We start from the raw sequence: 22,908 nt of genomic DNA on the forward strand, positions 1-22,908 counted from the left end.
GGTCAGGCATCATGGTCGGGCTTGAACGGGGTCTCCCAAGCGCCGCCAAGGTCGGTGAGTTGCGCCTCGATGGCCTCGACTTCGACCCGCAGGGCCTTGCCGGCGGCAAAGGTCAGCTCGACCTCGCCCGAGGGCGCGTCGCCGACGATAAAGCGGATCGCCAGCAGCGACAGGATGTCATCCTTGTACTTGCGATCGATCCCCGTGGCCTTGACGCTCATGACGCGATCGAAAAGGACGGCCGTCCGGCGACGCTCGAAGCTGCGATGGCGCTTGCCATCGGCGGCGAGTTCCCAGACAAAGCGATTGACGGCGAGAACGAGCTTTTTCTCGGCGGCAAGGTAATCGATATCGCTCACCTTGAGCACGGAATCCTGCAGATGCGCGGAAAGAATTTGCAGATCTTCCTCATCGAGCGCGATGAGTTTCAAAGTGTCCATGTCTACCCTATGCACAGCTTACCAGAGGCGCGGCACCGTCCCGGCGCCGCGCACCCTTTCCTGTTAGAGGAAAGTGCGGACAAATGGAATTACAGACTTGCCAGAATCCAGATCGGGTTGAGATCAAGACCCTGCGCCACCGACCGCGAAGCCTAGTCGCTGATGCGCTGGACCTCGGCGCCGCAACGGGTGAGCTTCTCCTCGAGCCGCTCGAAGCCGCGATCGAGGTGATAGACGCGGTTGACGACCGTTTCACCCTCGGCGGCAAGGCCAGCGATGACCAGCGATACGGAGGCGCGCAAGTCGGTCGCCATGACGGGTGCGCCCTTCAGCCGGTCGACACCCTCGATCTTGGCCGTCTGGCCTGAAAGGGAAATCCTGGCACCGAGGCGCGCCAGCTCCTGGACGTGCATGAAGCGGTTTTCGAAGATCGTCTCGGTAATGTGCGACGTTCCCTTCGCCTTGGTCATCAGACCCATGAACTGCGCCTGCAGATCGGTGGGGAAACCTGGGAACGGCTGCGTCGTCACATCGACGGGCATGATGCCGTGGCCGTTGCGAACGACGCGCAGGCCGGAATTGGTCTCGGAGATTTCTGCACCTGCCTGGCCAAGCGTCGTCAGGGCCGCCTGCAGGAGGTTCGCGTCGGCGCCTTCAAGGATGACGTCGCCGCCGGTCATGGCAACGGCCATCGCATAGGTGCCGGTCTCGATGCGATCAGGGATGACGCGGACGCGCGCGCCCGAAAGGCTGGTGACGCCCTCGATGGTGATCGTCGCCGTCCCGGCGCCACTGACCTTGGCGCCCATCGCATTGAGGCAGTCCGCAAGATTGACGACTTCTGGCTCCTGCGCGGCATTTTCAATGATCGTGTCGCCCTTGGCGAGTGTCGCCGCCATCATCAGGACGTGGGTCGCGCCGACGGAAACCTTCGGGAAGGCAAAGCGCGCGCCGACAAGGCCGCCTTTCGCAGTCGCCTTGACGTAGCCGTTCTCGATTTCGATGTTGGCGCCGAGCGCCCGCAGGCCATCGATGAAAAGATCGACCGGACGCGTGCCGATGGCACATCCACCCGGCAGCGACACGGTGGCGGTGCCCATGCGGGCGAGCAGCGGGCCGATTACCCAAAAGCTCGCGCGCATTTTCGAGACGAGTTCGTAGGGAGCCGTCGTATCGACGATATGGCGGGCGCTGAAATGAATGGTGCGGGAATAGGCGCCGTCCTGGCGCTCGCGCCGTCCATTGACGGAATAGTCGACCCCATGATTGCCGAGGATGCGGATCAGCTGTTCGACGTCGGCGAGATGCGGGACATTTTCGAGCGTCAGCGTATCATCGGTCAACAGCGAGGCGATCATCAGCGGCAGGGCCGCATTCTTCGCGCCGGAAATCGGAATGACGCCGTTGAGCTTGTTACCGCCAACAATCTTGATGCGATCCATATCTATCACTTTCGCGGGAAAGTCCCCGTCCTAACGTTTGAGCCCCATGCGGAGCCGGTTGCTGTAAACCATCCCACGGAATGGTTCAAGAAAGGCTTATGACCGGTTTCCGGTCAATCATGGTCCCCTTTGGAGGAACCGGCAGGTTTTTCCGCGGCCGCGACAATCCCCTCGTCCCGGTCGTCGGCGGCGCCGGCGCGGCGCGAACGCGCCTGTTGCTTGCGCCGTGCAAGATTGGCGCGAAGCTCATCCGAGCGCCGCTTCTCGCGATTTAATTGTTCGCGATTCGGGTTTTTCGACGACGAATTCATGTCCTGTCCCACATATCCCGGACGAATAAGGTGCCAATTTATCCACAAGCAGACGTGGCTTAGGCGCCTTATGAATAATCGGGCGCAAAAAGAATGCGATTGCTTGCTTGCGATTTCACCAATGATATGGCAGAAGTCCGCCGCGTTCGCAAATCGGCTGCGGTAGCTCAGTGGTAGAGCACTCCATTGGTAATGGAGAGGTCGAGAGTTCAATCCTCTCTCGCAGCACCAGCGAATCGCTCATCAACTCCCACATCCTTCCCTCCTTTATTGGCTTAGAAACTTGTTGACGATTGCAGTCGCTGGAAAGCTACCGCGTGTCGATTATGAGGGATTGGAACAGCTAGGGACGAACGACAACGTCGCTTTGATTACAATGGGTTGCCGCCGGCCCGTTGGATGGGCGCAGCCAGATGCAACATATTGAGTAAGGACCGAAGAATGTCCGGAGCGACGGCTCGGCGCGAACAGCGACCTTGGCCGCTGTCCAAGGGTTCACCCTCGGTGAACCAAAAAGTCTACTGTCTGGCATCCAGCAATGCATTGACCTGACCAATCTGGTCGTCCGTCAGGGTGCGTCCGAAATCCGACTCGAGCCGCGATACGGCGTCATCGAGCGCATGATCGCGCATAACGGGGTCTGCCAATGCCAAGGCTGCTTCTCGGTTTCGCTCATAAGTTGCAATCTTGCCAACCGAGGAATTTGGCGCCGCCCGTTCCCGCGCCCGCGCCGAAGCATGCGCCGCATTCAACGCGCCAAGCGTGTTATCGTCATCATCGTCAACGACGAAATCATCGCTGACCTTGACCGAAGCCTTCTGCAACTTGGACTTGTCGTGTTGAACCGGAGATCTATCATTGGAGCTGGCTGTTTTGGCGTGACCGGACGTCTTGGACTGGCTCGACGACTTGCCGCCGTGATCTCCGCTGTCGCCCTTGCCATTGCCGCCCTTGCCGCCATTTCCATGACCGCCGCCGTTGCCCCCATTGCCATTGCCACCCTTGTCGGCGAAAGCTTGTCCCACCAAATTGTATTGGCCGGTGGCCGTTCCTGCCAAAACCAACCCTAGACAAGCGGTTGCAACGAGACCGAACTTGAGCTGCTTCATATTCCACCTCCTGATATGCGACCCTATGTCAACTCAACGTGCGTTTGCGGCCCGAGTGTGGCAGGAACCGCCCGAATGCGATCAAATAGGATTTCAAGCGCTTACAACCGCGCCTTCTTCGAACCCCAGCGCAATCCGTCCATCAGCAAAGAGACGAGGCGGCGCGATTGTTCGCGCCATTCAGGGGTGTCCGGCGCCGAATATATGCCTGAGAGCGCCTGCAGGAGGTCGGCGCTGTTGATGTCGCTGCGGATCGAGCCATCGGCCACCGCCGCGTCTACAAGCTTGCGCAAGGCCCCCGCGACCATGCCGGACGTATTGGCGAAAACTTGCGAATTGCCGTCGAATAGAATGCGCAAGCTATTGGCCATGCCGCGCTTGGCGGCGATGTAATCGACGAAACGCTGCATCCATTCGCCGAGCGCCGCATCCGGCGCGTTATGGATTGCGAGTTCGTCCGCGGCGGCGCATAACCCTTCGACCTCCCGCCTGTAGACGACCTCCACCAGATGTTCGCGCGTCGGGAAATGCCTGTAGAGCGTGCCGATGCCGACGCCGGCCTGCCGGGCAATCTCCTCAAGCGAAGCGTTGCCGCCGCGCTCGGCAAAGACATGGCCGGCAATCTCGGCCAGCTTGTCGCGATTGCGGCTGGCATCGGCGCGCAGCGGCCTCGGTGCCTTTGTCTCGATCGCTTTCTCCGGCGGGGATATTCCCTTTCCCAATTGTCGAACTCCAAAAATACAAAGCTGGGGCTTGAACCACCCTCGGCCAACCGCTATGTTTCAAAAACGGAGGCACCTCCGATTATAGCATTATCTCTGAACTAATACCCTATCTGGACCCGTCGTGTCATGTTTTTTGGGCTTTTGCTCGTGGAACGTCCGGCGACCCTCGGGACTTACTGTCATCAGAACGGAGTCAAGACGCCGATGACAAATCAAATCAGCCTCAATCTCGACATTAACGGCAAGTCGCGGCAAGTGACAGTCGAGGCGCGCGTGACGCTGCTCGACGCCTTGCGCGAACATCTGGAACTGACCGGCACCAAGAAAGGCTGCGATCACGGCCAGTGCGGCGCCTGCACGGTGCATGTGGACGGCGAACGCGTCCTCTCCTGCCTTACGCTCGCCGCACAGGTCGAAGGCAGCAAGATCGAAACGATCGAGGGCCTTTCCGCGCCCGGCGACGCGCTGCATCCGGTACAGGCCGCGTTTCTCGAGCATGACGCCTTCCAGTGCGGCTATTGCACGCCCGGACAGATTATGTCCGCCGTCGCCTGCATTCGCGAGGGTCATGCCGGCTCCGACGATGAAATCCGGGAATACATGTCCGGCAACCTCTGCCGTTGCGGCGCCTATCCGCACATCGTCGATGCCGTGCGCGAAGCTGCAAAGGAACTGTCATGAGGGATTTTTCCTATGTTCGCGCCGCTACGATTGACGAGGCGCTGAGCGCCGCGGCAATGCCGGCGACAATGCTGCTTGCCGGCGGTACCACCTTGATCGACCTTGCCAAATGCGGCGTGGCCGAGCCGGAGCGCGTTGTCGATATAAGCCATCTCAAAGGCCTGGATGTGGTGCGCATCGACGGCGAAGGCGCCACGATCGGCGCACTCGCACGCATGAGCCGCGTTGCCGAGGACCCGGCAATCAAGGGCGAGTTCCCGGCAATCTCCGAGGCTCTTTGGCAGGCGGCCTCGGCCCAAATTCGCAATATGGCAACGATTGGCGGCAACCTCCTGCAGCGCACGCGCTGCGCCTATTTTCGCGATCCGGCTACATTTCCCAATTGCAACAAGCGAAACCCCGGTAGCGGCTGCGCCGCACTGACCGGCGTCAACCGCTCGCATGCGGTGCTCGGCGGCAGCAGTGCCTGCATCGCCACCTATCCTGGCGATCTTGCGGTGGCACTGACGGCATTCGATGCTCTTGTGCATCTCGGCGACCGCCAGGTGCCCATCGATGATTTCTTCTTGTTGCCGGGCGCAACGCCGGACAAGGAACACGCAATGCGCCCCGGCGAAATCATTACCGCGATCTCGATCCCGGCTTCGCCAGCGGCGCGGCGCTCGACCTTTCTCAAAGTGCGGGACCGGCAATCCTATGAATTTGCCGCGGCGAGCGCCGCCGTCGGCATCGAACTTGGCGGGGATGGCCGCACCATCACCGACATTCGCATCGCCCTTGGCGGCATCGCCACAAAACCGTGGCGCGCGCGGGCCGTCGAGGACGCCTTGCGCGGCACGGCCTTCGAGCACGACGCTATCAAGGAGGCGAGCCGTTTGGCCGTCGAGGGCGCGATCGACCATGGCGCCAACCATTACAAGATCGAACTTGCCCCGCGCGTCGTCGAACGCGCCATCCTCAAGATTGGAGCTGCGGCATGACCATCGTTGAAACCAGAGCAAAGCGTGGGGACGCCGCCGACGGCGCCTTGGGCGGACGTCTGTCGCGCATCGACGGCCCGGCAAAGATAACCGGCCTTGCCGATTATGCCCTCGAGCACCATCCGCAAGGAATGGTACACGCCGTCCTCGTCGAAAGCGCGATCGCGTCGGGCCGCGTCGTTTCCATTGACGCAAATGCCGCCGAACGCGCGCCGGGCGTACTGCTGGTAATGACCCCGGACAATGCGCTGCCGATCAAATCGGCAACCGACTGGCTCAACACGCCGCCTTCCGATGCGCCCTACGAACCGCTGGCCCGTAACATCACCTTTGCCGGCCAGCATATCGCAGCTGTCATTGCCGAAACTTTCGAGCAGGCAACGGCGGCAGCGGCGCTGGTCAAGGTTTACTACGAAGAGGCGCCGGCGATCGCGGGCCTCGATGATCCCAAGGCCGGGGAGGGAATGCCACTCGACCGGATGACAATCGAATGGGGCGACGCGCATGGCGCGCTTGCGAACGCCCCTATCCGCATCAAGCATGAATACCGGACCCCGCGCGAGTATAATGTGCCGATCGAACCGCATGGGCTCATTGCGGAGTGGAAAGGCGACAGGCTGACGGTCTGGGAGCCCAGCCAGTGGATCGACGGCATGGCCCGGACCTATGCGGAGTGGTTTGACATCCCCTTCGAGAACGTTGAGTTGCGCTCGCCCTATATTGGCGGCGGCTTCGGATCAAAGGCGCTCGCCCTCGAACATGGCGCCATTGCCATCAATGCTGCGCGCATGCTCGGCCGTCCGGTGAAGCTCGCGGTCACGCGGGCGCAGACCTTTGCGGCCTATGGCGGCCGGCCGGCGACACGCCAGACGATCGAACTCGGCGCAACGCGCGACGGCAAGCTTGTCTCCATCGTCCAGACAGGTGCTAACGAAACTTCGATGAAAGCCGTTCAAGTCGAGCCGCTCGGCTCGGTGACGTCGATCATGTATGCCACGCCGAATTTCAGTTCGCGCCAGAACGTCGTTCCCGTCAACACGGTGAAGCCCGGCGCCTTGCGTGCGCCCGGCGAAAATCCCAGCGCTTTCGGCATTGAATGCGCGATCGATGAACTCGCCTATGAAGTCGGGATCGACCCGGTGCAAATCCGCCTTCTCAACTACGCCGAGGAAGACCCGCATGCCAGGAAGCCGTGGTCGACCCGCCGCCTGCGCGAAGCCTATACGGCCGGAGCGGAGGCCTTCGGCTGGAGCAAGCGCCAGCCAAAGCCGCGCTCGATGCGCGAAGGGAATCAGCTCATCGGCTACGGTGTCGCAGCCGGCACGTACCCCGTACGACGCACCCCAGGCGAAGCACTGGTGCGTATCCTTGGCGACGGTTCGGTCGAGGTCGCCAGCAGCGGCATCGACATGGGCCAGGGCACCTATACTATCCTGGCGCAAACGGCTGCGGAGGCAATCGGCGTTCCAGTCGAGACAGTGCGCGTCAAGCTCGGCGACTCGTCGCTGCCCCGGGCGCCGGTCGCCGGCGGTTCGCAGTTCGCCAACCTGATCACCGGCGCCGTGCACAAGGCGGCGCTCGCCGCACGCGACGAGTTGACCGGTCTCGCCATCAACGATCCAAATTCGCCGTTCCGCGACCTCCAGGCGAATACGCTCATTGTCGAGAACGGCGTAATATCGTCACCGCGCGATACCGGCGCCGGCGTCGGCATTGCTGAAATCATGCAGCGGACGGGCCGCGAGCGGATCGAAGCTCTGCGCGATACGTTGCCGGAGAACCTGCGCAACGAGAAAGATCACTTCCGCAACTTCACCACCATCACGACGATGCTGTCGCCGACCGATGGTGACTACTCGCTGCACAGTTGGTGCGTTCACTTCGTCGAGGTGCGGGTCGATGCCGATTTCGGCACCGTTCGCGTGGCGCGCATGGTCTCGGCGCTGGACTCGGGCCGGCTCTACAATCCGAAGCTCGCCGAAAGCCAGTGGAAGGGCGGGATCATCATGGGCATCGGCCAGGCCTTGCTTGAGGAAGGCATTGTCGATGCGCGCAACGGGCGGGTGATGAACAACAATCTCGGGGACTATCTCGTGCCGACCAACGCGGACATTCCGGACCTCAAGGTGATTTCGGTCGGCATACCCGATACGCATGCCTCGGTGCTCGGCGGCAAGGCGGTGGGGGAACTCGGCATCGTCGGGGTCGCGCCGGCCATCGCCAATGCGGTCTATCACGCTACGGGCGTAAGGGTGCGCGATTTGCCGATCACAATGGACAAGCTGATTTGAGGGATGCCGCCGCTGGGCGCGCCCTGACACGCGGATCGCCTTTCCCACGGTTCCATTGACGCTTTCCCCTGCTTCTCCACCCTCACCTCGGGCTTCCCCGAGGATCCAGTCTTTTGACGAACCAATGCGTCAATGTCTCAGCCAAGTGTCATGGATCCTCGGGACAAGAGCCCGAGGATCCATCTGGACTTGCTCCCTATTGAGAATTCTGGGGTTGAAGCCCGGGGATGGCCTGGGCGCCGGGACCCATGCGACTTCAGTCAGCTCCCAAACCGCCCCAATTCCTGCTTGAACCGATCGATCAGCCAGTTTGAGGCCGGGCCGAGCGGCCGGTCGACAGGGTAGATAGCCAAGAGCGGATACTCGGTTTCCGGATAGGGCTCGAGATCGAGCTGCACCAGCCGGCCGGCGGCGATATCATCCTTCACCATCCATTTCGGCAGGCCGCCCCAACCGAGGCCGGCCACGGTGAGATCATATTTGGTGCCGACGTCCGTCAGGCGCCAGATCTTGTAGGCGAACACGCCGAAATTACGCCCCTTGGTCTGTTCGCTAAGATCGGTAATGACCAGTTGCGTATGATCGCGAATAAAGGAAAGCGGGACCGGCCCCTCATAAAGCGCAAGCGGGTGGCTCGGTGCCGCAACGGGTGTCATGGCCGTCTGGCCGATTTGCACCAGCACAAGTTCGTCAGGGGCGTTGAGAGGTGGACCGGCTATGCCGAAATCCGCCTGTTTCTTCAGGACCAGATCCCAAACCATGCCGAGCGCGCCGACATGAACGCGCAGGCTGACTGTCGGAAACTGTTCCTGGAACGCCTTGAGCACGCAGGTCATCACCGGCGACGGCAATGACACGTCTATGGCGACGGCAACCTCGGCTTCGAGGCCCATTTTCAGCCCTTCGACACGCGAACGCAGGCTCTGCAGCACGGAGACCATGCGCCGCGCGTCCTCGAGCATGGCCTTGCCGGTTTCCGTCAGGCGGGGCTCGCGCGTTCCGCCGCGTTCAAACAATTGCAGTTCCAGCTGCGCTTCGAGATTGGCGATCGTATAGCTGATCACCGACTGCGAGCGATTGAGCCTGCGCGCTGCAGCCGAAAAGCTGCCGGATTCCGCAACTGTCACGAACACCTGAAGCTGGTCGAGCGTCGGATTTGCCTGCATTGCCTGACCTATCGATCTATTAGATAGAAATGATCGATATTTTCCCAGTTTTCTAAATGGATGTCGAGCACCAAATTACAGCCATCAGTTCTCACCCGAGAATATCAATTGAAGGAACTTAGGCTATGTCTTCCATTCTTCTCGTTACATCGAGCCCCCGCGGTGCCGCTTCGCATTCGACGCGCGTCGCTACCGAACTTGCCCAGAAGCTGCAGGCAAAGACGCCCGGCAGCGCCATCGTCAAGCGCGATCTTGCCAGCCAGCCGCTGCCGCATATCGATGCGGACTATTCGTCGGGCATCTACACCCCGGTCGAATCCCGTTCGGAGCGTCAGCAAAGCGTCGTTGGCGTATCGGATGCCATCGTCGATGAACTGTTTGCCGCCGACAGCATCGTTATCGCCACAGGCCTCATCAACTTCAACATTTCTTCAACGTTAAAGGCCTGGGTCGATCATATCGCCCGCGCTGGCAAGACGTTCAGCTATGGCGCTGAAGGCCCCAAGGGCCTGGTCACAGGCAAGAAGGTCTATATCGTCATCGCTTCGGGCGGTGTCTATTCCAGCGGTCCGGCAGCAGCATTCGATCATGCGGTACCTTACCTCAAGACTGCGCTTGGCTTCCTCGGCATGACCGATGTCGAAGTCATCCGCATCGAGGGCGTCGCGATGGGTCCTGATGCAGAAGCCAAGGCCGTATCGTCGGCTCTCGACCTTACCAGCGACCTGGCGCTTGCCGCCTAAGGGTAATGCGCTGATCGCGAAAGAGGCGGGCTTTTGGCCCGCCTCTTTTTTTGTACAAAGTTTATTTGGTCAGGACTTTCGCAAGGTCCGCTCGGCGTCATCAAGACGCCTCAGCTGGTCGAGAAGACTTTCCGGGACGGTTTCGTCAACCTTGTAGATACCTGCAGCTCGTATCGCCGACCTGTAGGACGACTGGGAAATCTGCCGTCTCAAAATCTGCGAGAGTTCTTTTTCGTAGGTACGGTTTCGGCCGTCCATCAATCAAGCTCCAACTAGTGCCTCGTTGAAAGAACAACCGTTCCCCAAGAAGAAGGTTCCCCTTTTCAAGCCTTAAGACTTCAATGGCAATGTGTCGCGGCGCCGCAGGCCTGCGCGTCGTACGATCTCTGGGAACCGCTGACCACTACCTGGCGTTGTGCTCAACGTTCATAATGGTTGGAGACAGCGCTTGTTCGAAACGTTTCATTACCTGAATACCCTGCCGCTTTTCCCACATGCCTTTGCTTTGGCGGTGGCCTATATCCTTGCCTTTCCCATCGGGTGGGAGCGCGAACAGGAGGAGCGAAGCGCCGGCCTGCGGACCTTCCCGCTGGTAGCGCTGGCGAGTTGCGGATTCGTGCAAGGCGCCGAGCGCCTGATGACGGACAATCCCGAAGCGCTGGCGCGCATCGTTGAGGGTCTTATCACCGGCGTCGGATTTATCGGAGGCGGGGCAATCCTGCAGGGCAAGAACTCGGTACGCGGCACGGCGACCGCGGCGAGCATCTGGTCGACTGGCGCCATCGGCGTTTCGGTCGGGCTCGAAAGCTACGATGTCGCGATTATCATATCCGTGCTGACGCTTCTCACGCTGCGCCTCATGCTGCCGCTGAAGAAGGAGCAGAAAGAAGATTGATACGTCGTCTTCAGCCCTTATTGTTGCGGTGCTGCAGCGCCTTTTCCCATTTCATCGCCGACTCGACGATCGTATCGAGATTGTCGAGCTTCGGCTTCCAGCCGAGGTCGAGGCGCGCCTTGCTGCTGTCGGCGACCACGGAGGCCGCGTCGCCGGGACGGCGCACCGTCAACCTTGCATCGATTGGTTTGCCATGCACACGCTCGACACTCTCGATGACTTCTTTAACGGAAAAGCCGCGTCCGTAGCCGCAATTCGCCACCATGCTGCTGCCACCCGAACGCAGGCGCTCCAGCGCCAGGCGATGTGCCGCCACGAGGTCGCTGACATGAATATAGTCGCGCACACAAGTGCCATCCGGCGTTGCAAAATCGTGTCCGAAGATTTCTATGTACGGGCGCTTGCCGAGCGCAGTCTCGCAGGCAACCTTGATCAGATGGGTGGCACCGCGCGTCGATTGACCGGTGCGTCCCTTGGTATCGGCACCGGCGACGTTGAAATAGCGCAGCGCCGTATAGTGGAAATCATGGGCGGCGGCGGTATCGCGCAGCATCCATTCGGTCATCAGCTTGGATAGGCCATAGGGCGATTCCGGATGGGTCGCTGCATCTTCGGTGACCGGCTTCATGCCCGCGTCGCCATAGACCGCCGCGGTGGATGAAAAGATGAAGTTCTTCACGTCCGATTTTACCACAGCCTCGATCAAGGCCCGCGACTTGCAGGTATTGTTCTCGTAATAGGTGAGCGGGTCGCGCACGGAATCGGGCACCACCACTGATCCGGCGAAGTGGATCACCGCGTCGACATAGTTGCGCTCGATCGTCTGGCGAACAAGGCTCTGATCGGCGATATCGCCGACGATCAGTTTCGCCTCGGGCGGCACAGCCCACTCAAATCCTGTTGAAAGACGATCCAGCACGATGACGGAATCGCCAGCATCGAGCAATTCCCAGACCATGTGGCTGCCGATATATCCAGCGCCGCCGGTCACAAGCACGGTCATTGACACAGCCCCTTGGTCCCCATTCTGTTGCCCAGAGTTGATCTTGTCGCATCGAGTCAGCCGTTGAAAGCTAATCATCGAGCCAATGTGATGCAACTTACGTGGTATGCGGATAAAGGGAACCGACAAAATGTGAGTAAGGTGAATGCCCGTTCCCGGCGCCGCGACTTTGCGCCCGACATCACGCGGTGTCTTCCACAATTTTTGCCGGCTTCAATATTTAGGGGTTAGAGTTTCGTTTAAACCGTGGCAAATTGACCCTCAACTCACAATGGATTTTGCCAGGCAAAAACGGTACTACGTTCATGATACAGGAGCAATTCATGGACTATCGTCGGTTTTTTGAAGACGCGATCGACCAGTTGCACGCTGAAAAGCGCTACCGGGTCTTTGCCAATCTGGAACGGATCGTGGGTCGTTTTCCGCGCGCGATCTGGCGCGACGAAGGTACGCAACGCGAAATTACGGTCTGGTGTTCAAACGATTATCTCGGCATGGGCCAGCATCCGGACGTGATTGCAGCGATCCATGACGCATCGAGCCGTATGGGCTCCGGCGCTGGGGGCACCCGCAACATCTCCGGCAATAACCATCCGCTGGTTGAACTCGAACATGAGCTGGCCGACCTTCACCAGAAGGAAGCAGCCCTCGTATTCACCTCCGGTTTCGTGTCGAACGAAGCGTCGATCTCGACGATCGCGCGGCTCTTGCCGAATTGCCTCATACTTTCCGACGAACTGAACCACGCCTCGATGATCGAAGGCGTGCGGCGCTCGGGCGCGGAAAAGAAGATTTTCCGTCACAACGACCTTGCTCATCTGGAAGAGCTGTTGAAAGCGGCGGGCAAGGAGCGCGCCAAGCTCATTGTCTTCGAATCCATCTACTCGATGGACGGCGACATCGCCCCCGTTCAGGCAATCGCCGACCTTGCCGACGAATACAACGCCATGACCTATATCGATGAGGTTCATGCTGTCGGCATGTACGGCAACCGGGGCGGCGGGATCACCGACCGCGAGAACCTGTCGGACCGTATCGACGTCATCGAGGGCACACTCGCCAAGGCGTTCGGAACGCTGGGCGGCTATATTGCCGGCCCAAAGACTGTCATCGACGCTATCCGGTCCTATGCACCGGGCTTTATCTTCACGACCGCACTGCCTCCTGTAATTGCAGCCGCAGCGACGCAATCGATCCGGCACCTCAAAGTGTCGCAGGAAGAGCGCCGCATGCACCAGTGCCAGGCAAAGTTGACCAAGGACGTTCTCGCCCAGGCCAATCTGCCCGTGATGAAATCGGAAACGCATATCGTTCCGATTCTCGTTGGCGACCCTGAACTCTGCAAGAAGGCCAGCGACCGGCTGCTGCAGAAACACGGCCTCTATATCCAGCCGATCAATTATCCGACCGTCCCGCGCGGCACCGAACGCCTGCGCATCACCCCGACGCCGTTCCATTCCAACGAACTCGTCGTCGAGCTGAAGGACGCGTTGGTCGAGGTGTGGACCGCGCTTGGCATTCCTTTCTCCAAGGACAGCGAACCCGCCATCGAAACGAGCGAGCGGGTCGTAACGCTCGCTGTGTCAAAGGCCGGCGGCTGATTGCATCTGGTTGCACGCAAGTGGACCGGCGCGTGAGCGCCGGTTTTTGTTTGTGGTTCAGCGCGCGACAAGGCGGGCGAGAAACGGCACCGAGAAGGCGATCATCAGAAACCGCACCACATGATGCGAAGCCACATAGGACGGATCGACGCCGAGGGAAAAGGCGATCACGGTGAGCGCCTCGAGCGCACCCGGCGCAAAGGCAAGCGCTATCTGTGCCGGGTGAATGTCGAGAAGCAGCCAGACGACCAGGGCGGCAGCGAAGGACGCCGCCGTTCCGATCAGGAAGGCAAGAAGCGCCGCCGGCAGATAGCGCACCAACTGGGCTCTATGTTCTGCGCCGACCCGCGATCCTATCAGCACGCCGAGCACGACAAGGCCGATATCGGCAATCGAGCGTGGCACGGCGGCTGTCACGATGGACGTAGCATGCAGGATACCGCTGGCAAGAAGGGCGCCGAGCATCATGCCTCCAGGAATGCGGCTGTAATAGCCGAGCAAGGCGCCGGCGCCGCCGCAGACGAGGAGGATGATAGCCTCCTGAATGGTCCAGTCATAATTGACTGCAACGACGACATGTGGCGCATTCCTTGCGATGATAGCGAGAAGCGGCGCCAGGAACCCGATGAGAAGCAACAGGCGCACGCACTGGATGACGGTGATTTTCACCATGTTCGCCGAGGTGCCCATCGCCGCGACGAGGACAAAGGAGAGCGCGCCCGGAAGCGCCGAAAAGAGCGCGGTTGGGCCGTCCCAGCCGAAACCCTTGCGCAGCATGAGGTAAGTCAGCGACGTCACGAGAACGAGCGCCACGAAAAGCATCAGGAAGCTCACCGGCCACAGCACCATCTGGTCGAGGATGCCGGGTGAGACGCCCGAACCTGCCTGAATTCCCAGCGAAAAGAAAACGAAGCCGCGCAGCCGGTCCGGAATATAAATTCTTATCCCCGACAGCGAGGCGGCCGTAACGGCTATGGTCGAACCGAGCAGGAACGGAATCGGCAGGTCGATCAGCCAGGCGGTCAAGCCGCCGGCCGTGGCTATCAGCAATGAAAGAAGGGTAGCTTTGATCTTGTCGAGATGAACGGGGTTCGGCGTCAACGTTTCCGGATCCAGTCTGCGAGGCGGTCGGCCGCCTCCTCGACCTGATCGATCCGTCGGGCGAAACAGAGCCGTAGAAAGGCGGCGCCACCATCGCCAAAAGCCGTGCCCGGCGCAAGGCCGACTTTAGCCTCATCGACAATATCAAATGCAGCGCGATAGGAGTCGCTGATGCCGTCTATACCGAAAAGCAGGTAGAACGCGCCTGCGGGCGGCGACAACCGTACCCTTCCCGTCGCCGCGAGCTTGGCACAGAGAATATCGCGTGCCTTGTGGGCGCGCTCGACCTGCATGCGAATGAAGTCGTCGCCTTGATCGAGCGCGACAACGGCGCCGCGCTGCATGAATTGGGCAACGCCCGACGTCGAATACTGGATGAGATTTTCGATCGTCTTGCCAAGCGAGGGGTGAACTACCATCCAGCCGACCCGCCACCCCGTCATCGCCCAGTTCTTGGAGAAACTGTTGACGAAGATGATGCGCTCATCGGGATCCATGATGTCAAGGAAGGAGGGCGCGCGGCGGGCGCCGTAATAGAAATGCGCGTAAATTTCGTCGGCAACGATCCACAATCCGTGCTGACGGGCAATGCTCAGGATTTCCTTCAGCGTATCGATGTCGGCGGTCCAGCCAGAAGGATTGGAAGGCGTATTGATAAATAGCGCCCGGGTTCGCGGCGTGATGACATCGCGTATTTTCTGGGGATCGAATCCCCAGCCGTTGCCGGTGAAGTCCTGCGTCACCGCTACCGGCGTCGCGCCGGCAATGCCCGCGGCGGCGGCAAAATTAGGCCAGGCCGGAGAGAGATAAATGACTTCGTCGCCCGCGCCGGCCGTGGCCTGGATCGCAAGCTGGATCGACTGCATGCCCGATCCGGTAATATAGAAATGCTCGACCGGCAGATCCGCATTGAAATGGCGTTTGTAGTACGCCGCAAGCGATTGGCGCAGTTCCGGTATGCCGGCCTGCCAGGTGTAAAAGGTCTCGCCGTTGGCAAGGCCTGTCGATGCGGCATCGCGAATAAAATCGGGCGTCGGAAGATTGCCCTCGCCGGCCCAGAGCGGGATGACGCCCTCCTGGCGACGACCATGATTCATGACGGCAACGATGCCGCTCTCAGGCGCCACCGCTGCTTCATGCCGCAATTGCTGAACGAGGTTCATTTATTCGTGTCTCCAGTCTGCCTGCCGCAGACCTATAACAACGAATTCTGTTTCGCACGTGGATATTTGTGATGTTTCCATCATCGCAAGTGATGGGCTCCCGCCACCGTTATGGCGGGAGAGGCTTCGGTTTCGACACTCCGCAACCTGACCGCCTTGGGTGTTGGGCGCAGCATTACGGCAAAAATATAGGGATGACGGGCGACAACGGCCCGAGATCGGAGGGCTGCCCTCAGGGCAACCCTTCGGCGACACCTGTCAGGTGCGCTGGGCGAGAAGGTCGCGAATTTCCGTGAGAAGCACTTCTTCCTTCGACGGTTCGGCAGGCTTGGCGGCTTCCTTCTTCTTGAAGCGGTTCATTGCCTTGACCACCATGAACAGGACCCAGGCCACGATCAGGAAGTTGATGAGCAGAGTGATGAAATTTCCATAAGCGATGGTCGCGCCAGCCTGCCGGGCCGCCGCGAGGGTCGGCTGCGCGTCGCCGGAAAGCTGGAGATACAGGTTGGTAAAGTCGGTGCCGCGTGTGAGCAGGCCTATGATCGGCATGAAAATATCGGCGACGATCGACTCGACCAATCGGCCGAAGGCAGCACCGATGATCACACCTATGGCGAGATCGACCATGTTTCCTTTCAAGGCGAATTCTTTGAATTCTTTCAGCATGATGTACCACTCTCCAGTATTATGTGTTAATCCAAACCAACGGTCATCGCATTTGCCATAACCTGAAAACTGTAACAGAAGTTTTGAAATTATTGATAGAGCGTTCGATTTCTTCTACCAGTATTAACGGCCTGGGCAATCGGCGGGCAAGCCGAAAATGCCTGAACGCGGAGCGTGCCGAAGCAAAGTAACGGAAGGTGAAGCCCATGTCGGGCTTGTATATTGCAGTCCTTATCATTGTGCTTTACCTCGCGTTCCAGTCGATCGTGGTAAGGCGCGCGAACCGGCTTCCCAGCCGCTTTCGTCTGCCGCGGCCCTTTGTCTACTCGATCTGCCTTGCTGCAAGCGGCACGTCCTGGCTCTACTACGGCAGCGCCAGTTACGCCGCCAAGAACGGGATCGAATTTGTCGGGCTCTTCCTCGGCATTGGTCTCATGTTCACGTTGGGATTTCCAGTTCTCGGCAAAGTGAGCCAGCTCGCCAAATCGGAAGGCATCAAATCGATTTCCGATTTTGTCGGCGCACGGTACGGCAAGAGCTTTTCCGTCGCAGCGCTGGTTACTGGGATCACGACGATCGGGCTCATCCCATACATTGCGTTGCAGTTTGCCGCGATCCACCAGATGATCGATATTTATTCCAACCATATGAACGAAGGCGCAGATCACCACCACATGATCATTGCCCTGGTCCAGCTTGGGATCGCCGTCTACACCGTTTTCGTGGCCGCTCGCGGTCCGCAGCAGAAGGACCGCTACGATGGTTTCATCAAGGCGGTTGCCGTAGCTACCACGATCAAGCTCTGCGTCTTCCTGCTTGTCGGCATTGCTACCGCGACGTTCCTGTTCGGATCACCCGCGGAACTCTTCGCAAAGGCGATGGCCCAGAAGCAGGACATTCCGCTTCTCACCACCGGCATTTCCGTTGCCAACCTTTTTGCCCTAATGCTGATCGGCGCATCGACGGTGCTGCTTTTACCCAACCAGTTCTATCTGACGATCGTCGAGCACCGGGGTGGCGGAGAAATGCGTCTTGCGCGCTGGTTCACACCGCTCCTCTTGCTGATCGGCGGCGTCTTTGTCATCCCCATTGCCGTGGCCGGGACGATTTCCCTGCCGCCCGAGGCTGCTTCGGACTTTTACTTCATTTGCGTGCCGATCGTTGCCGGGCAGAAGATGCTCGCCGGGATTGCGTTTCTTGGTGGCGTTCCGGCTGCAACGACGATGATCATTGCGCCATCGATATTACTGTCGATCATGATCACAAACGATTTGATGCTGCCGCTGCTGTTGCGCCCGGCTGCCAGCAATCCAGCCGAGCTAAAGGACTATACCAAGGTCATTCCCCGGATCAGGCGCTGGTCCCTCGTCGCCATTCTCGGGATAGCCTGGGCCTATCAGTATTTCGTATCCTGGAAGATGGACTTTTCCGAACTCGCGCTGATCTCGGCCGTCGCGGTCATCCAGCTGGTGCCACCATTCGTGGGGGCCCTCATTTGGCGCCGGGGCACAGCGCGCGGCGCAAACTGGGGCATGATCGCGGGATTCAGCGTCTGGCTTTATACGATGGTCATCCCGACGCTGATCGATCCAGGCTCCGCGCTCTTGACCGACGGTCCGCTTGGGATTGCAGCGCTCAAGCCGCAGGCGCTTTTCGGCGTCGAGGCGGCAAGCTACGTGCAAGGCCTTTTCTTCAGCCTTGCCGCCAATATCGTTTGCTATATCGCCGGCTCACTATCGCGCAGCGCCACGCCGCTTGAGCGCATTCAGGCTTCGGTATTCATCACGGATAAAGCCCCGCTGTCGACGCCGGTCGGAACACTTCAGCCCTCCATCACCGTCGGGCAGCTCAAGGCGACTGTCTCAAGATATATCGGCAATGAGCAAGCTGAATTGGCTTTCGTGTCCTTTCACAAGCGGGAGGGCATTCTGCTCGACGACGAGGATGGAGCAGATTTCAAGACGGTACATTTCGCCGAACAACTGCTCTCCGGCATTGTCGGCTCGCCCTCGGCCCGCATGATCCTGTCGCTCGCCATGGGGCCGACAGGTCCCGCACAACGCCGCGCCCAGATCCTCCTCGAGCATGCAACCGATGCACTGGCACAAAACCGATATCTGCTGCAAACGGCGCTCGATCAGATGGATCAGGGGATTTGCGTGTTCGACCCGCAATATCGGCTGAGCTGCTGGAACGCCCAGTTCCGTATATTGCTCAATCTGCCAAGGGACCTGCAGCGCATGGGCACCCCGTTTCGCAGCATCGTTCATTATCTCTACGAGCGCGGCGATCTCGGAAGCGCCGCCGACACGGCGCTCCTCAACGATCTTGCAAAATCGACGGCGCCGTGGCGCATCACGCTGACGGATACCGGCCAAACAATCGAAATCCGCTCGAACTCCATTCCGGACGGCGGCATCGTCACGACGTTGACGGATGTCACACAAGCGGTAAATGCCGACCATCTGTTGCGGCAGACAAATGAGTCTCTGGAACAGCGTGTTCGCAACCGCACGAATGAGCTCACGCTCGCCAACCAGCAACTCGCCAAGGCACAGCAACGGGCCGAAGAAGCCAATATCAGCAAGACGCGTTTCCTTGCCGATGCCGGCCACGACATTCTCCAGCCCTTGAACGCGGCGCGGCTGTATTCTTCCTCGCTGATGGAGCGCCTCGGCAATTCGCGCGAAAAGCAACTCGTCAGCAATGTCGACTCGTCGCTTGAGGCAGTGGAGGTCATCATCAACGCCCTGCTCGACATTTCGCGCCTGGATACGGGCGCGCTCAAACCGGTTGTATCCGTCTTCCGCCTTGATTCTTTGCTTGAACAGATCGTCCGCGATTTTTCGCCGACGGCGCATGCACGGGGCCTGACGCTGGACGTGGTCATGAGTTCGGTGGTCGTGGCGACCGACCGCAATCTTCTGCGCCGCCTCGTTCAGAACCTTGTCTCGAATGCGATCAAATATTGTCGCAGCGGCAAGGTGCTTGTCGGCGCCCGTCGGCGCGGCGACAGGATTGAACTGCAGGTGTTCGACACCGGCATCGGCATTCCCAAGTCGCAACTCGAAAACATATTCCGCGAGTTTTCCCGCCTCGCCGAAGGCATGAAGATTTCGGACGGGCTTGGCCTCGGGCTTTCCATCGTCGAGCGCATCGCGAAAATCCTCGACCTTTCCGTGCAAGTGCAATCGACGCCGAACAAGGGATCGATGTTCTCGGTGACAATTCCGGTCTCGAAGGCGGCCGCGCCTCCGGCTGCGGAAAATGTCCGGACCATTCGGCCTGCGGCACCCCTGTCGGGATTGTCCGTGCTGTGCATCGATGACAACCCGCACTCGCTTGCCGGCATGCAGGAATTGCTGGCAACATGGGGTTGTTATGTCGTCATGCTGGATAGCGGCGAGGCGCTGAAAGCCTATTGCCAGGACAATCCACGCGTTCCCGACGTCATTTTGGCGGACTACAATCTGGGCGATGAAAACGGACTAGAAATGGTCGCCTACACACGCGAACACTTCCAGCGCCATATACCGGCGGCACTGGTTACGGCAGATCGCTCGAATGCCACCCGCGATCAAGCCAACGCCGAGGACATCGCCGTCATCCAAAAGCCTGTCCGACCCGCAGCGCTGCGGGCGTTGCTTTCGCATTTCCGCCAGGCAATCGCAGCGGAATAACGACTTGATTACATAAGAGACTGGCTGGGCATCGACTCTTCTTTGAAGCGTGCCAGCCGGATGACGGCTTGCGTGCGGCTCTCGACGCCGAGCTTGTAGAGAACGGCGGAGACGTGCGCCTTGATCGTCGCTTCCGAAACGTTCAGTTCATGGGCGATCTGCTTGTTGAGCATGCCATCAGCCATCATGCTCAATACACGGGCCTGCTGCGGCGTAAGTTTGCGGATGCAGCGAATAAGTTCGATCATCTCCGGATCAAGCACGTCGTCGTCACCATCGGCCAGCGGCGACCAGATACCCCCGTCAAGGATCGTCTGCACTGCTTCCTTGATAACGTCCGGCCCCGACGACTTGGAAATGAAGCCCGATGCGCCGAGTTCGAGGGCCGCCCGGATGGTAACCGGATCGTCGGTCGCCGAGATGATGGCGATCGGAAGCGATGCCTGCAGGGAGCGCAGCGCGACAAAGCCGGTGAGCCCACCGACACCGTTCAACGAAAGGTCAAGCAGAAGAAGATCAAGATCGGCTTCTTCCTGGATAAGAGATTTTGCAGTCTCGATATCGCCAGCTTCAATAATCTCGGTGTTGTTTCTTGGCGAAGTAAGCGCCAACCGCAAGGCTCCCCTGAAGAGGGGGTGATCATCCACAATAAGAAATCGGTAGTTCATGATTTAAAAAATCCTTGTTGCTGAAATTGCAGCAGTCTTAATCCAAAAGCCGTAATGCTAACGACTAAATCTGAAACGACTGATATATCAAGAGCAATTCGGTACACGCCAAAGTTTTGTTATCCGCCTAGGTGAGGCGATCCGGTTGAAATGCCTTGGCAAAACCGCATTCCCGCGCAATTATTTGCCGTGGGGATGAAATTCTTGAAAGTGGGACGCATGATCACAAACATTCTTTATCCAGAACTTCAACCGACATCGGAGGAAATGCTGCAGGTCTCCGAGCTTCACACGATTCATGTGGAGGAATGCGGGAATCCGAATGGCAAACCGGTGATCATGGTACACGGCGGACCCGGTGGCGGCATCAATCCGACGATGCGCCGCCTGCATGATCCGGAAAGATATCGCATCATTCTGTTTGACCAGCGCGGCTGCGGAAAATCGACCCCGCATGCGGAGCTCAACGAGAACACGACATGGGATCTCGTTGCCGACATGGAGAAGATACGCAATCATTTCAACATCGACAAATGGCAGGTCTTCGGCGGTTCGTGGGGCTCGACGCTCGGGCTCGCCTACGCCCAGACACATCCGGACCGCGTCAGCGAATTGATTTTGCGCGGTATCTTCATGATCCGCCGTTTCGAGATCGAATGGTTCTATTCGAACGGCGCGAGCATAATTTATCCCGATCGTTTCGAGGCCTACCAGGCGCATATACCGGAAGACGAGCGCGATGACATGATCGCAGCCTACTACCGGCGCCTGACCGATGCCGACCCGGCCGTCCAATTGCAGGCAGCCAAACTATGGGCGCGCTGGGAGGGATCGGCGCTATCGCTGCTTCCGGATCCTGCGCGTGAAGAGGCGTTTTCCAACGATCATTTTGCCATCGCTTTCGCCCGTATCGAATGCCACTATTTCCAGAATCGCGGCTTTTTCGAAACGGACGACCATTTGCTGCGCAACGCACATCTGATCCGCGATATTCCGGGCGTCATCGTGCATGGGCGCTATGACATGTGCACGCCGCTGCTCAACGCCTGGCACCTGAAAAAGGTCTGGCCGGAAGCGGATTTGCGTATTGTCGAGGATGCAGGCCATGCCGTCAGCGAGCCCGGCATCGTCCACGAACTCATCCACGCGACGAAGCGGTTTGCTAGCTAGAAAATGACGGCCGGCCCCGCCATGGGGCCGGCACTTCAGGCGGCAAGGTGCTTCTGCCGCGATTTCAGCACCCACAAATGCCCGAACGGATCAACCAGCACGCCCGCCCGATCACCGCCATCGAGCGTTTCGGCGGCGTTGCGTATCCTGCCACCCTCTGCGAGGGCGTGGTGCAGCACGCGGTCCACATCGTCGACATGAATATCGAGCATGACCGGCGTCGCTCCGATGGCATGGACCGAGCGCGGACCGCCGAGCGATGCGTCGGCATCGCGCTTCGGGTTGGCACCGACGATCATGAGGAACGATGCGCCCATGCGGATTTCCGCAGCGATAAGTTCGCCATTGTGCAGATAAGGCCGTCCGACAATTTTGGCGCCGAAGACGTTCTCATAGAAATCGAGCGCCTTCTGCTGGTCCCCATGACGTACAAAGAGCCTGATCGATACCTCTCCAATCAGTGTTGGCACTGCAGTCATCTCATCGCTCCCGGAAGAATAGTTGTGAGCGGGCAGTGTCCGACAAAAGCTTGAACATATCAAGAACGGCCCCCTGCCAGAAACCCGCCACTCCTGACAGATGGTTGTCAGGATGATTCAGGTTTTCTCCAAGGTGTCGGGCGCTGGCTTGTTCTCTTCGGGGCTGTAGCCGAACTCCTTGGCGATACCCATGAAACGGCGCATGAATTTTTCCATGTAGCCGAGGCTCTTTTCGAACTGCTCGTCTGAAGGCAGCGCGTCGCGCACGATCGGCGGAATCTTGCCCATGGCGGCCACTGTATCCTCGAGTTTGGCGACCCGGCCCTTCAAATCGGCTATGTCCTCCTCATAGGCCGTACGTTCCTCCGCAGCGACCTTGCAAACGAGTTGTGCCGATTGCTGCTGGCAGATCGACATCTCACCCGTCTTGTTGTTCATGCGCACGAAGCCGTCGGCAGTCTTCTCCAGCGTATAGCCCGGGCTCTCCTCGGCACGGGCCGGCTGGCCGACCAGCGGAGCGAGTGCAAGAACAATAAGCATCGTGCGAAAGGGTGCCATGACGGACCTCCATGTTTGCATGCTGCAAACCTATTG

The 22,908-nt window shown here is 59.4% G+C and carries 22 protein-coding genes and 1 tRNA gene; 9 read left to right on the forward strand and 14 right to left on the reverse strand.

The window, feature by feature from the left end:
• Positions 1–2 precede the first annotated feature (2 nt).
• The 3 genes from BLR72_RS16700 to BLR72_RS16710 form a co-directional block, all read right to left on the reverse strand.
• A complete protein-coding gene (locus tag BLR72_RS16700; protein ID WP_091919773.1) occupies positions 3–440 on the reverse strand; it encodes a DUF2948 family protein in 438 nt (145 codons plus the stop codon).
• Between the two features lie 152 nt (positions 441–592).
• Positions 593–1,882 (reverse strand): UDP-N-acetylglucosamine 1-carboxyvinyltransferase, encoded by a 1,290-nt coding sequence (murA, locus tag BLR72_RS16705; RefSeq protein WP_027230313.1) that lies wholly within the window; start codon positions 1,880–1,882, stop codon positions 593–595.
• 113 nt (positions 1,883–1,995) lie between these two features.
• The gene (locus tag BLR72_RS16710; RefSeq protein WP_091950449.1) at positions 1,996–2,193 is read right to left on the reverse strand and encodes a hypothetical protein; all 198 of its coding nucleotides are present in this window, start codon (positions 2,191–2,193) and stop codon (positions 1,996–1,998) included.
• Positions 2,194–2,349: 156 nt separating this feature from the next.
• Here BLR72_RS16710 and BLR72_RS16715 point away from each other — a divergent pair.
• Positions 2,350–2,424, forward strand: a tRNA-Thr gene (locus BLR72_RS16715).
• A 287-nt stretch (positions 2,425–2,711) separates the two neighbouring features.
• Here BLR72_RS16715 and BLR72_RS16720 read toward each other — a convergent pair.
• Together BLR72_RS16720 and BLR72_RS16725 are read right to left on the reverse strand one after the other, a co-directional pair.
• The gene (locus tag BLR72_RS16720) at positions 2,712–3,302 is read right to left on the reverse strand and encodes a hypothetical protein (protein WP_091950451.1); all 591 of its coding nucleotides are present in this window, start codon (positions 3,300–3,302) and stop codon (positions 2,712–2,714) included.
• A 101-nt stretch (positions 3,303–3,403) separates the two neighbouring features.
• Positions 3,404–4,024 (reverse strand): TetR/AcrR family transcriptional regulator, encoded by a 621-nt coding sequence (locus BLR72_RS16725; protein ID WP_051614554.1) that lies wholly within the window; start codon positions 4,022–4,024, stop codon positions 3,404–3,406.
• Positions 4,025–4,231: 207 nt separating this feature from the next.
• Here BLR72_RS16725 and BLR72_RS16730 point away from each other — a divergent pair, with 207 nt between their 5' ends.
• From BLR72_RS16730 to BLR72_RS16740, 3 genes are read left to right on the forward strand one after another with little or no spacing between them, the layout of a single operon-like run.
• Positions 4,232–4,708: a (2Fe-2S)-binding protein gene (locus BLR72_RS16730; RefSeq protein WP_091919777.1), complete on the forward strand. Its 477-nt coding sequence runs from the start codon at positions 4,232–4,234 to the stop codon at positions 4,706–4,708.
• Positions 4,705–5,688 (forward strand): FAD binding domain-containing protein, encoded by a 984-nt coding sequence (locus BLR72_RS16735; protein WP_091919779.1) that lies wholly within the window; start codon positions 4,705–4,707, stop codon positions 5,686–5,688. Before BLR72_RS16730 ends, BLR72_RS16735 begins: the two co-directional genes overlap by 4 nt.
• Complete coding sequence (locus BLR72_RS16740) at positions 5,685–7,979, forward strand: xanthine dehydrogenase family protein molybdopterin-binding subunit (RefSeq protein ID WP_091950453.1); 2,295 nt, start codon at positions 5,685–5,687, stop codon at positions 7,977–7,979. Before BLR72_RS16735 ends, BLR72_RS16740 begins: the two co-directional genes overlap by 4 nt.
• Positions 7,980–8,239: 260 nt before the next feature.
• Here BLR72_RS16740 and BLR72_RS16745 read toward each other — a convergent pair whose 3' ends face one another.
• The gene (locus tag BLR72_RS16745) at positions 8,240–9,145 is read right to left on the reverse strand and encodes a LysR family transcriptional regulator (RefSeq protein WP_091950455.1); all 906 of its coding nucleotides are present in this window, start codon (positions 9,143–9,145) and stop codon (positions 8,240–8,242) included.
• 125 nt (positions 9,146–9,270) lie between these two features.
• Between BLR72_RS16745 and BLR72_RS16750 the strand changes: the two genes are divergently transcribed.
• Positions 9,271–9,888 (forward strand): FMN-dependent NADH-azoreductase, encoded by a 618-nt coding sequence (locus BLR72_RS16750; RefSeq protein ID WP_027230319.1) that lies wholly within the window; start codon positions 9,271–9,273, stop codon positions 9,886–9,888.
• A gap of 69 nt (positions 9,889–9,957) precedes the next feature.
• Here BLR72_RS16750 and BLR72_RS16755 read toward each other — a convergent pair whose 3' ends face one another.
• Positions 9,958–10,146 (reverse strand): hypothetical protein, encoded by a 189-nt coding sequence (locus tag BLR72_RS16755; protein WP_027230320.1) that lies wholly within the window; start codon positions 10,144–10,146, stop codon positions 9,958–9,960.
• A 190-nt stretch (positions 10,147–10,336) separates the two neighbouring features.
• On the opposite strand from BLR72_RS16755, the gene BLR72_RS16760 reads away from it, so the two are divergent.
• On the forward strand, positions 10,337–10,783 hold the full coding sequence (locus tag BLR72_RS16760; protein ID WP_051614557.1) for an MgtC/SapB family protein: 447 nt from the start codon (positions 10,337–10,339) through the stop codon (positions 10,781–10,783).
• A 10-nt stretch (positions 10,784–10,793) separates the two neighbouring features.
• Here the strand turns inward: BLR72_RS16760 and galE are convergent, their stop codons facing one another.
• Positions 10,794–11,786 (reverse strand): UDP-glucose 4-epimerase GalE, encoded by a 993-nt coding sequence (gene galE / locus BLR72_RS16765; protein WP_091950457.1) that lies wholly within the window; start codon positions 11,784–11,786, stop codon positions 10,794–10,796.
• 323 nt (positions 11,787–12,109) lie between these two features.
• Here galE and hemA point away from each other — a divergent pair, with 323 nt between their 5' ends.
• On the forward strand, positions 12,110–13,387 hold the full coding sequence (gene hemA, locus BLR72_RS16770) for a 5-aminolevulinate synthase (RefSeq protein ID WP_027230323.1): 1,278 nt from the start codon (positions 12,110–12,112) through the stop codon (positions 13,385–13,387).
• A 57-nt stretch (positions 13,388–13,444) separates the two neighbouring features.
• On the opposite strand, the gene BLR72_RS16775 is transcribed toward hemA, so the two are convergent.
• The 3 genes from BLR72_RS16775 to mscL all read right to left on the reverse strand — a co-directional run bounded on the left by BLR72_RS16775 (position 13,445) and on the right by mscL (position 16,317).
• Positions 13,445–14,488, reverse strand: coding sequence for an AbrB family transcriptional regulator (locus BLR72_RS16775; RefSeq protein ID WP_175492385.1), 1,044 nt, complete (start codon positions 14,486–14,488; stop codon positions 13,445–13,447).
• Positions 14,485–15,651 (reverse strand): pyridoxal phosphate-dependent aminotransferase, encoded by a 1,167-nt coding sequence (locus tag BLR72_RS16780; protein WP_091950461.1) that lies wholly within the window; start codon positions 15,649–15,651, stop codon positions 14,485–14,487. The genes BLR72_RS16775 and BLR72_RS16780 overlap by 4 nt, the downstream gene beginning before the upstream one ends.
• A 258-nt stretch (positions 15,652–15,909) precedes the next feature.
• Positions 15,910–16,317 carry a large conductance mechanosensitive channel protein MscL gene (gene mscL, locus BLR72_RS16785; RefSeq protein ID WP_027230325.1) on the reverse strand — a complete coding sequence of 136 codons (408 nt, stop codon included), beginning with the start codon at positions 16,315–16,317 and terminating at the stop codon, positions 15,910–15,912.
• A gap of 206 nt (positions 16,318–16,523) precedes the next feature.
• Between mscL and BLR72_RS16790 the strand changes: the two genes are divergently transcribed.
• Positions 16,524–19,997 carry a hybrid sensor histidine kinase/response regulator gene (locus BLR72_RS16790; protein ID WP_091950463.1) on the forward strand — a complete coding sequence of 1,158 codons (3,474 nt, stop codon included), beginning with the start codon at positions 16,524–16,526 and terminating at the stop codon, positions 19,995–19,997.
• An 8-nt stretch (positions 19,998–20,005) separates the two neighbouring features.
• Here the strand turns inward: BLR72_RS16790 and BLR72_RS16795 are convergent, their stop codons facing one another.
• Positions 20,006–20,665, reverse strand: coding sequence for a response regulator transcription factor (locus BLR72_RS16795; protein WP_091919797.1), 660 nt, complete (start codon positions 20,663–20,665; stop codon positions 20,006–20,008).
• Between the two features lie 219 nt (positions 20,666–20,884).
• On the opposite strand from BLR72_RS16795, the gene pip reads away from it, so the two are divergent.
• The gene (gene pip, locus BLR72_RS16800) at positions 20,885–21,835 is read left to right on the forward strand and encodes a prolyl aminopeptidase (protein ID WP_091950465.1); all 951 of its coding nucleotides are present in this window, start codon (positions 20,885–20,887) and stop codon (positions 21,833–21,835) included.
• A gap of 35 nt (positions 21,836–21,870) precedes the next feature.
• Here the strand turns inward: pip and BLR72_RS16805 are convergent, their stop codons facing one another.
• Positions 21,871–22,314: a VOC family protein gene (locus tag BLR72_RS16805; protein WP_091950467.1), complete on the reverse strand. Its 444-nt coding sequence runs from the start codon at positions 22,312–22,314 to the stop codon at positions 21,871–21,873.
• 117 nt (positions 22,315–22,431) lie between these two features.
• Positions 22,432–22,872, reverse strand: a complete 441-nt coding sequence (locus BLR72_RS16810) for a hypothetical protein (RefSeq protein ID WP_091950469.1) — start codon at positions 22,870–22,872, stop codon at positions 22,432–22,434.
• Positions 22,873–22,908: the final 36 nt, after the last annotated feature.

Origin of the sequence: Phyllobacterium sp. YR620, from assembly GCF_900104165.1 — a bacterium.
Lineage (GTDB): Bacteria > Pseudomonadota > Alphaproteobacteria > Rhizobiales > Rhizobiaceae > Phyllobacterium > Phyllobacterium pellucidum.

What these genes read in the sequence shown, in the direction of transcription:
- BLR72_RS16700 (WP_091919773.1), bottom strand. Translation starts at nt 440, where the DNA reads ATGGACACTTTGAAACTCATCGCGCTCGATGAGGAAGATCTGCAAATT.
- murA (WP_027230313.1), bottom strand. Translation starts at nt 1,882, where the DNA reads ATGGATCGCATCAAGATTGTTGGCGGTAACAAGCTCAACGGCGTCATT.
- BLR72_RS16710 (WP_091950449.1), bottom strand. Translation starts at nt 2,193, where the DNA reads ATGAATTCGTCGTCGAAAAACCCGAATCGCGAACAATTAAATCGCGAG.
- BLR72_RS16720 (WP_091950451.1), bottom strand. Translation starts at nt 3,302, where the DNA reads ATGAAGCAGCTCAAGTTCGGTCTCGTTGCAACCGCTTGTCTAGGGTTG.
- BLR72_RS16730 (WP_091919777.1), top strand. Translation starts at nt 4,232, where the DNA reads ATGACAAATCAAATCAGCCTCAATCTCGACATTAACGGCAAGTCGCGG.
- BLR72_RS16735 (WP_091919779.1), top strand. Translation starts at nt 4,705, where the DNA reads ATGAGGGATTTTTCCTATGTTCGCGCCGCTACGATTGACGAGGCGCTG.
- BLR72_RS16740 (WP_091950453.1), top strand. Translation starts at nt 5,685, where the DNA reads ATGACCATCGTTGAAACCAGAGCAAAGCGTGGGGACGCCGCCGACGGC.
- BLR72_RS16745 (WP_091950455.1), bottom strand. Translation starts at nt 9,145, where the DNA reads ATGCAGGCAAATCCGACGCTCGACCAGCTTCAGGTGTTCGTGACAGTT.
- BLR72_RS16750 (WP_027230319.1), top strand. Translation starts at nt 9,271, where the DNA reads ATGTCTTCCATTCTTCTCGTTACATCGAGCCCCCGCGGTGCCGCTTCG.
- BLR72_RS16755 (WP_027230320.1), bottom strand. Translation starts at nt 10,146, where the DNA reads ATGGACGGCCGAAACCGTACCTACGAAAAAGAACTCTCGCAGATTTTG.
- galE (WP_091950457.1), bottom strand. Translation starts at nt 11,786, where the DNA reads ATGACCGTGCTTGTGACCGGCGGCGCTGGATATATCGGCAGCCACATG.
- hemA (WP_027230323.1), top strand. Translation starts at nt 12,110, where the DNA reads ATGGACTATCGTCGGTTTTTTGAAGACGCGATCGACCAGTTGCACGCT.
- BLR72_RS16780 (WP_091950461.1), bottom strand. Translation starts at nt 15,651, where the DNA reads ATGAACCTCGTTCAGCAATTGCGGCATGAAGCAGCGGTGGCGCCTGAG.
- mscL (WP_027230325.1), bottom strand. Translation starts at nt 16,317, where the DNA reads ATGCTGAAAGAATTCAAAGAATTCGCCTTGAAAGGAAACATGGTCGAT.
- BLR72_RS16790 (WP_091950463.1), top strand. Translation starts at nt 16,524, where the DNA reads ATGTCGGGCTTGTATATTGCAGTCCTTATCATTGTGCTTTACCTCGCG.
- BLR72_RS16795 (WP_091919797.1), bottom strand. Translation starts at nt 20,665, where the DNA reads ATGAACTACCGATTTCTTATTGTGGATGATCACCCCCTCTTCAGGGGA.
- pip (WP_091950465.1), top strand. Translation starts at nt 20,885, where the DNA reads ATGATCACAAACATTCTTTATCCAGAACTTCAACCGACATCGGAGGAA.
- BLR72_RS16805 (WP_091950467.1), bottom strand. Translation starts at nt 22,314, where the DNA reads ATGACTGCAGTGCCAACACTGATTGGAGAGGTATCGATCAGGCTCTTT.
- BLR72_RS16810 (WP_091950469.1), bottom strand. Translation starts at nt 22,872, where the DNA reads ATGGCACCCTTTCGCACGATGCTTATTGTTCTTGCACTCGCTCCGCTG.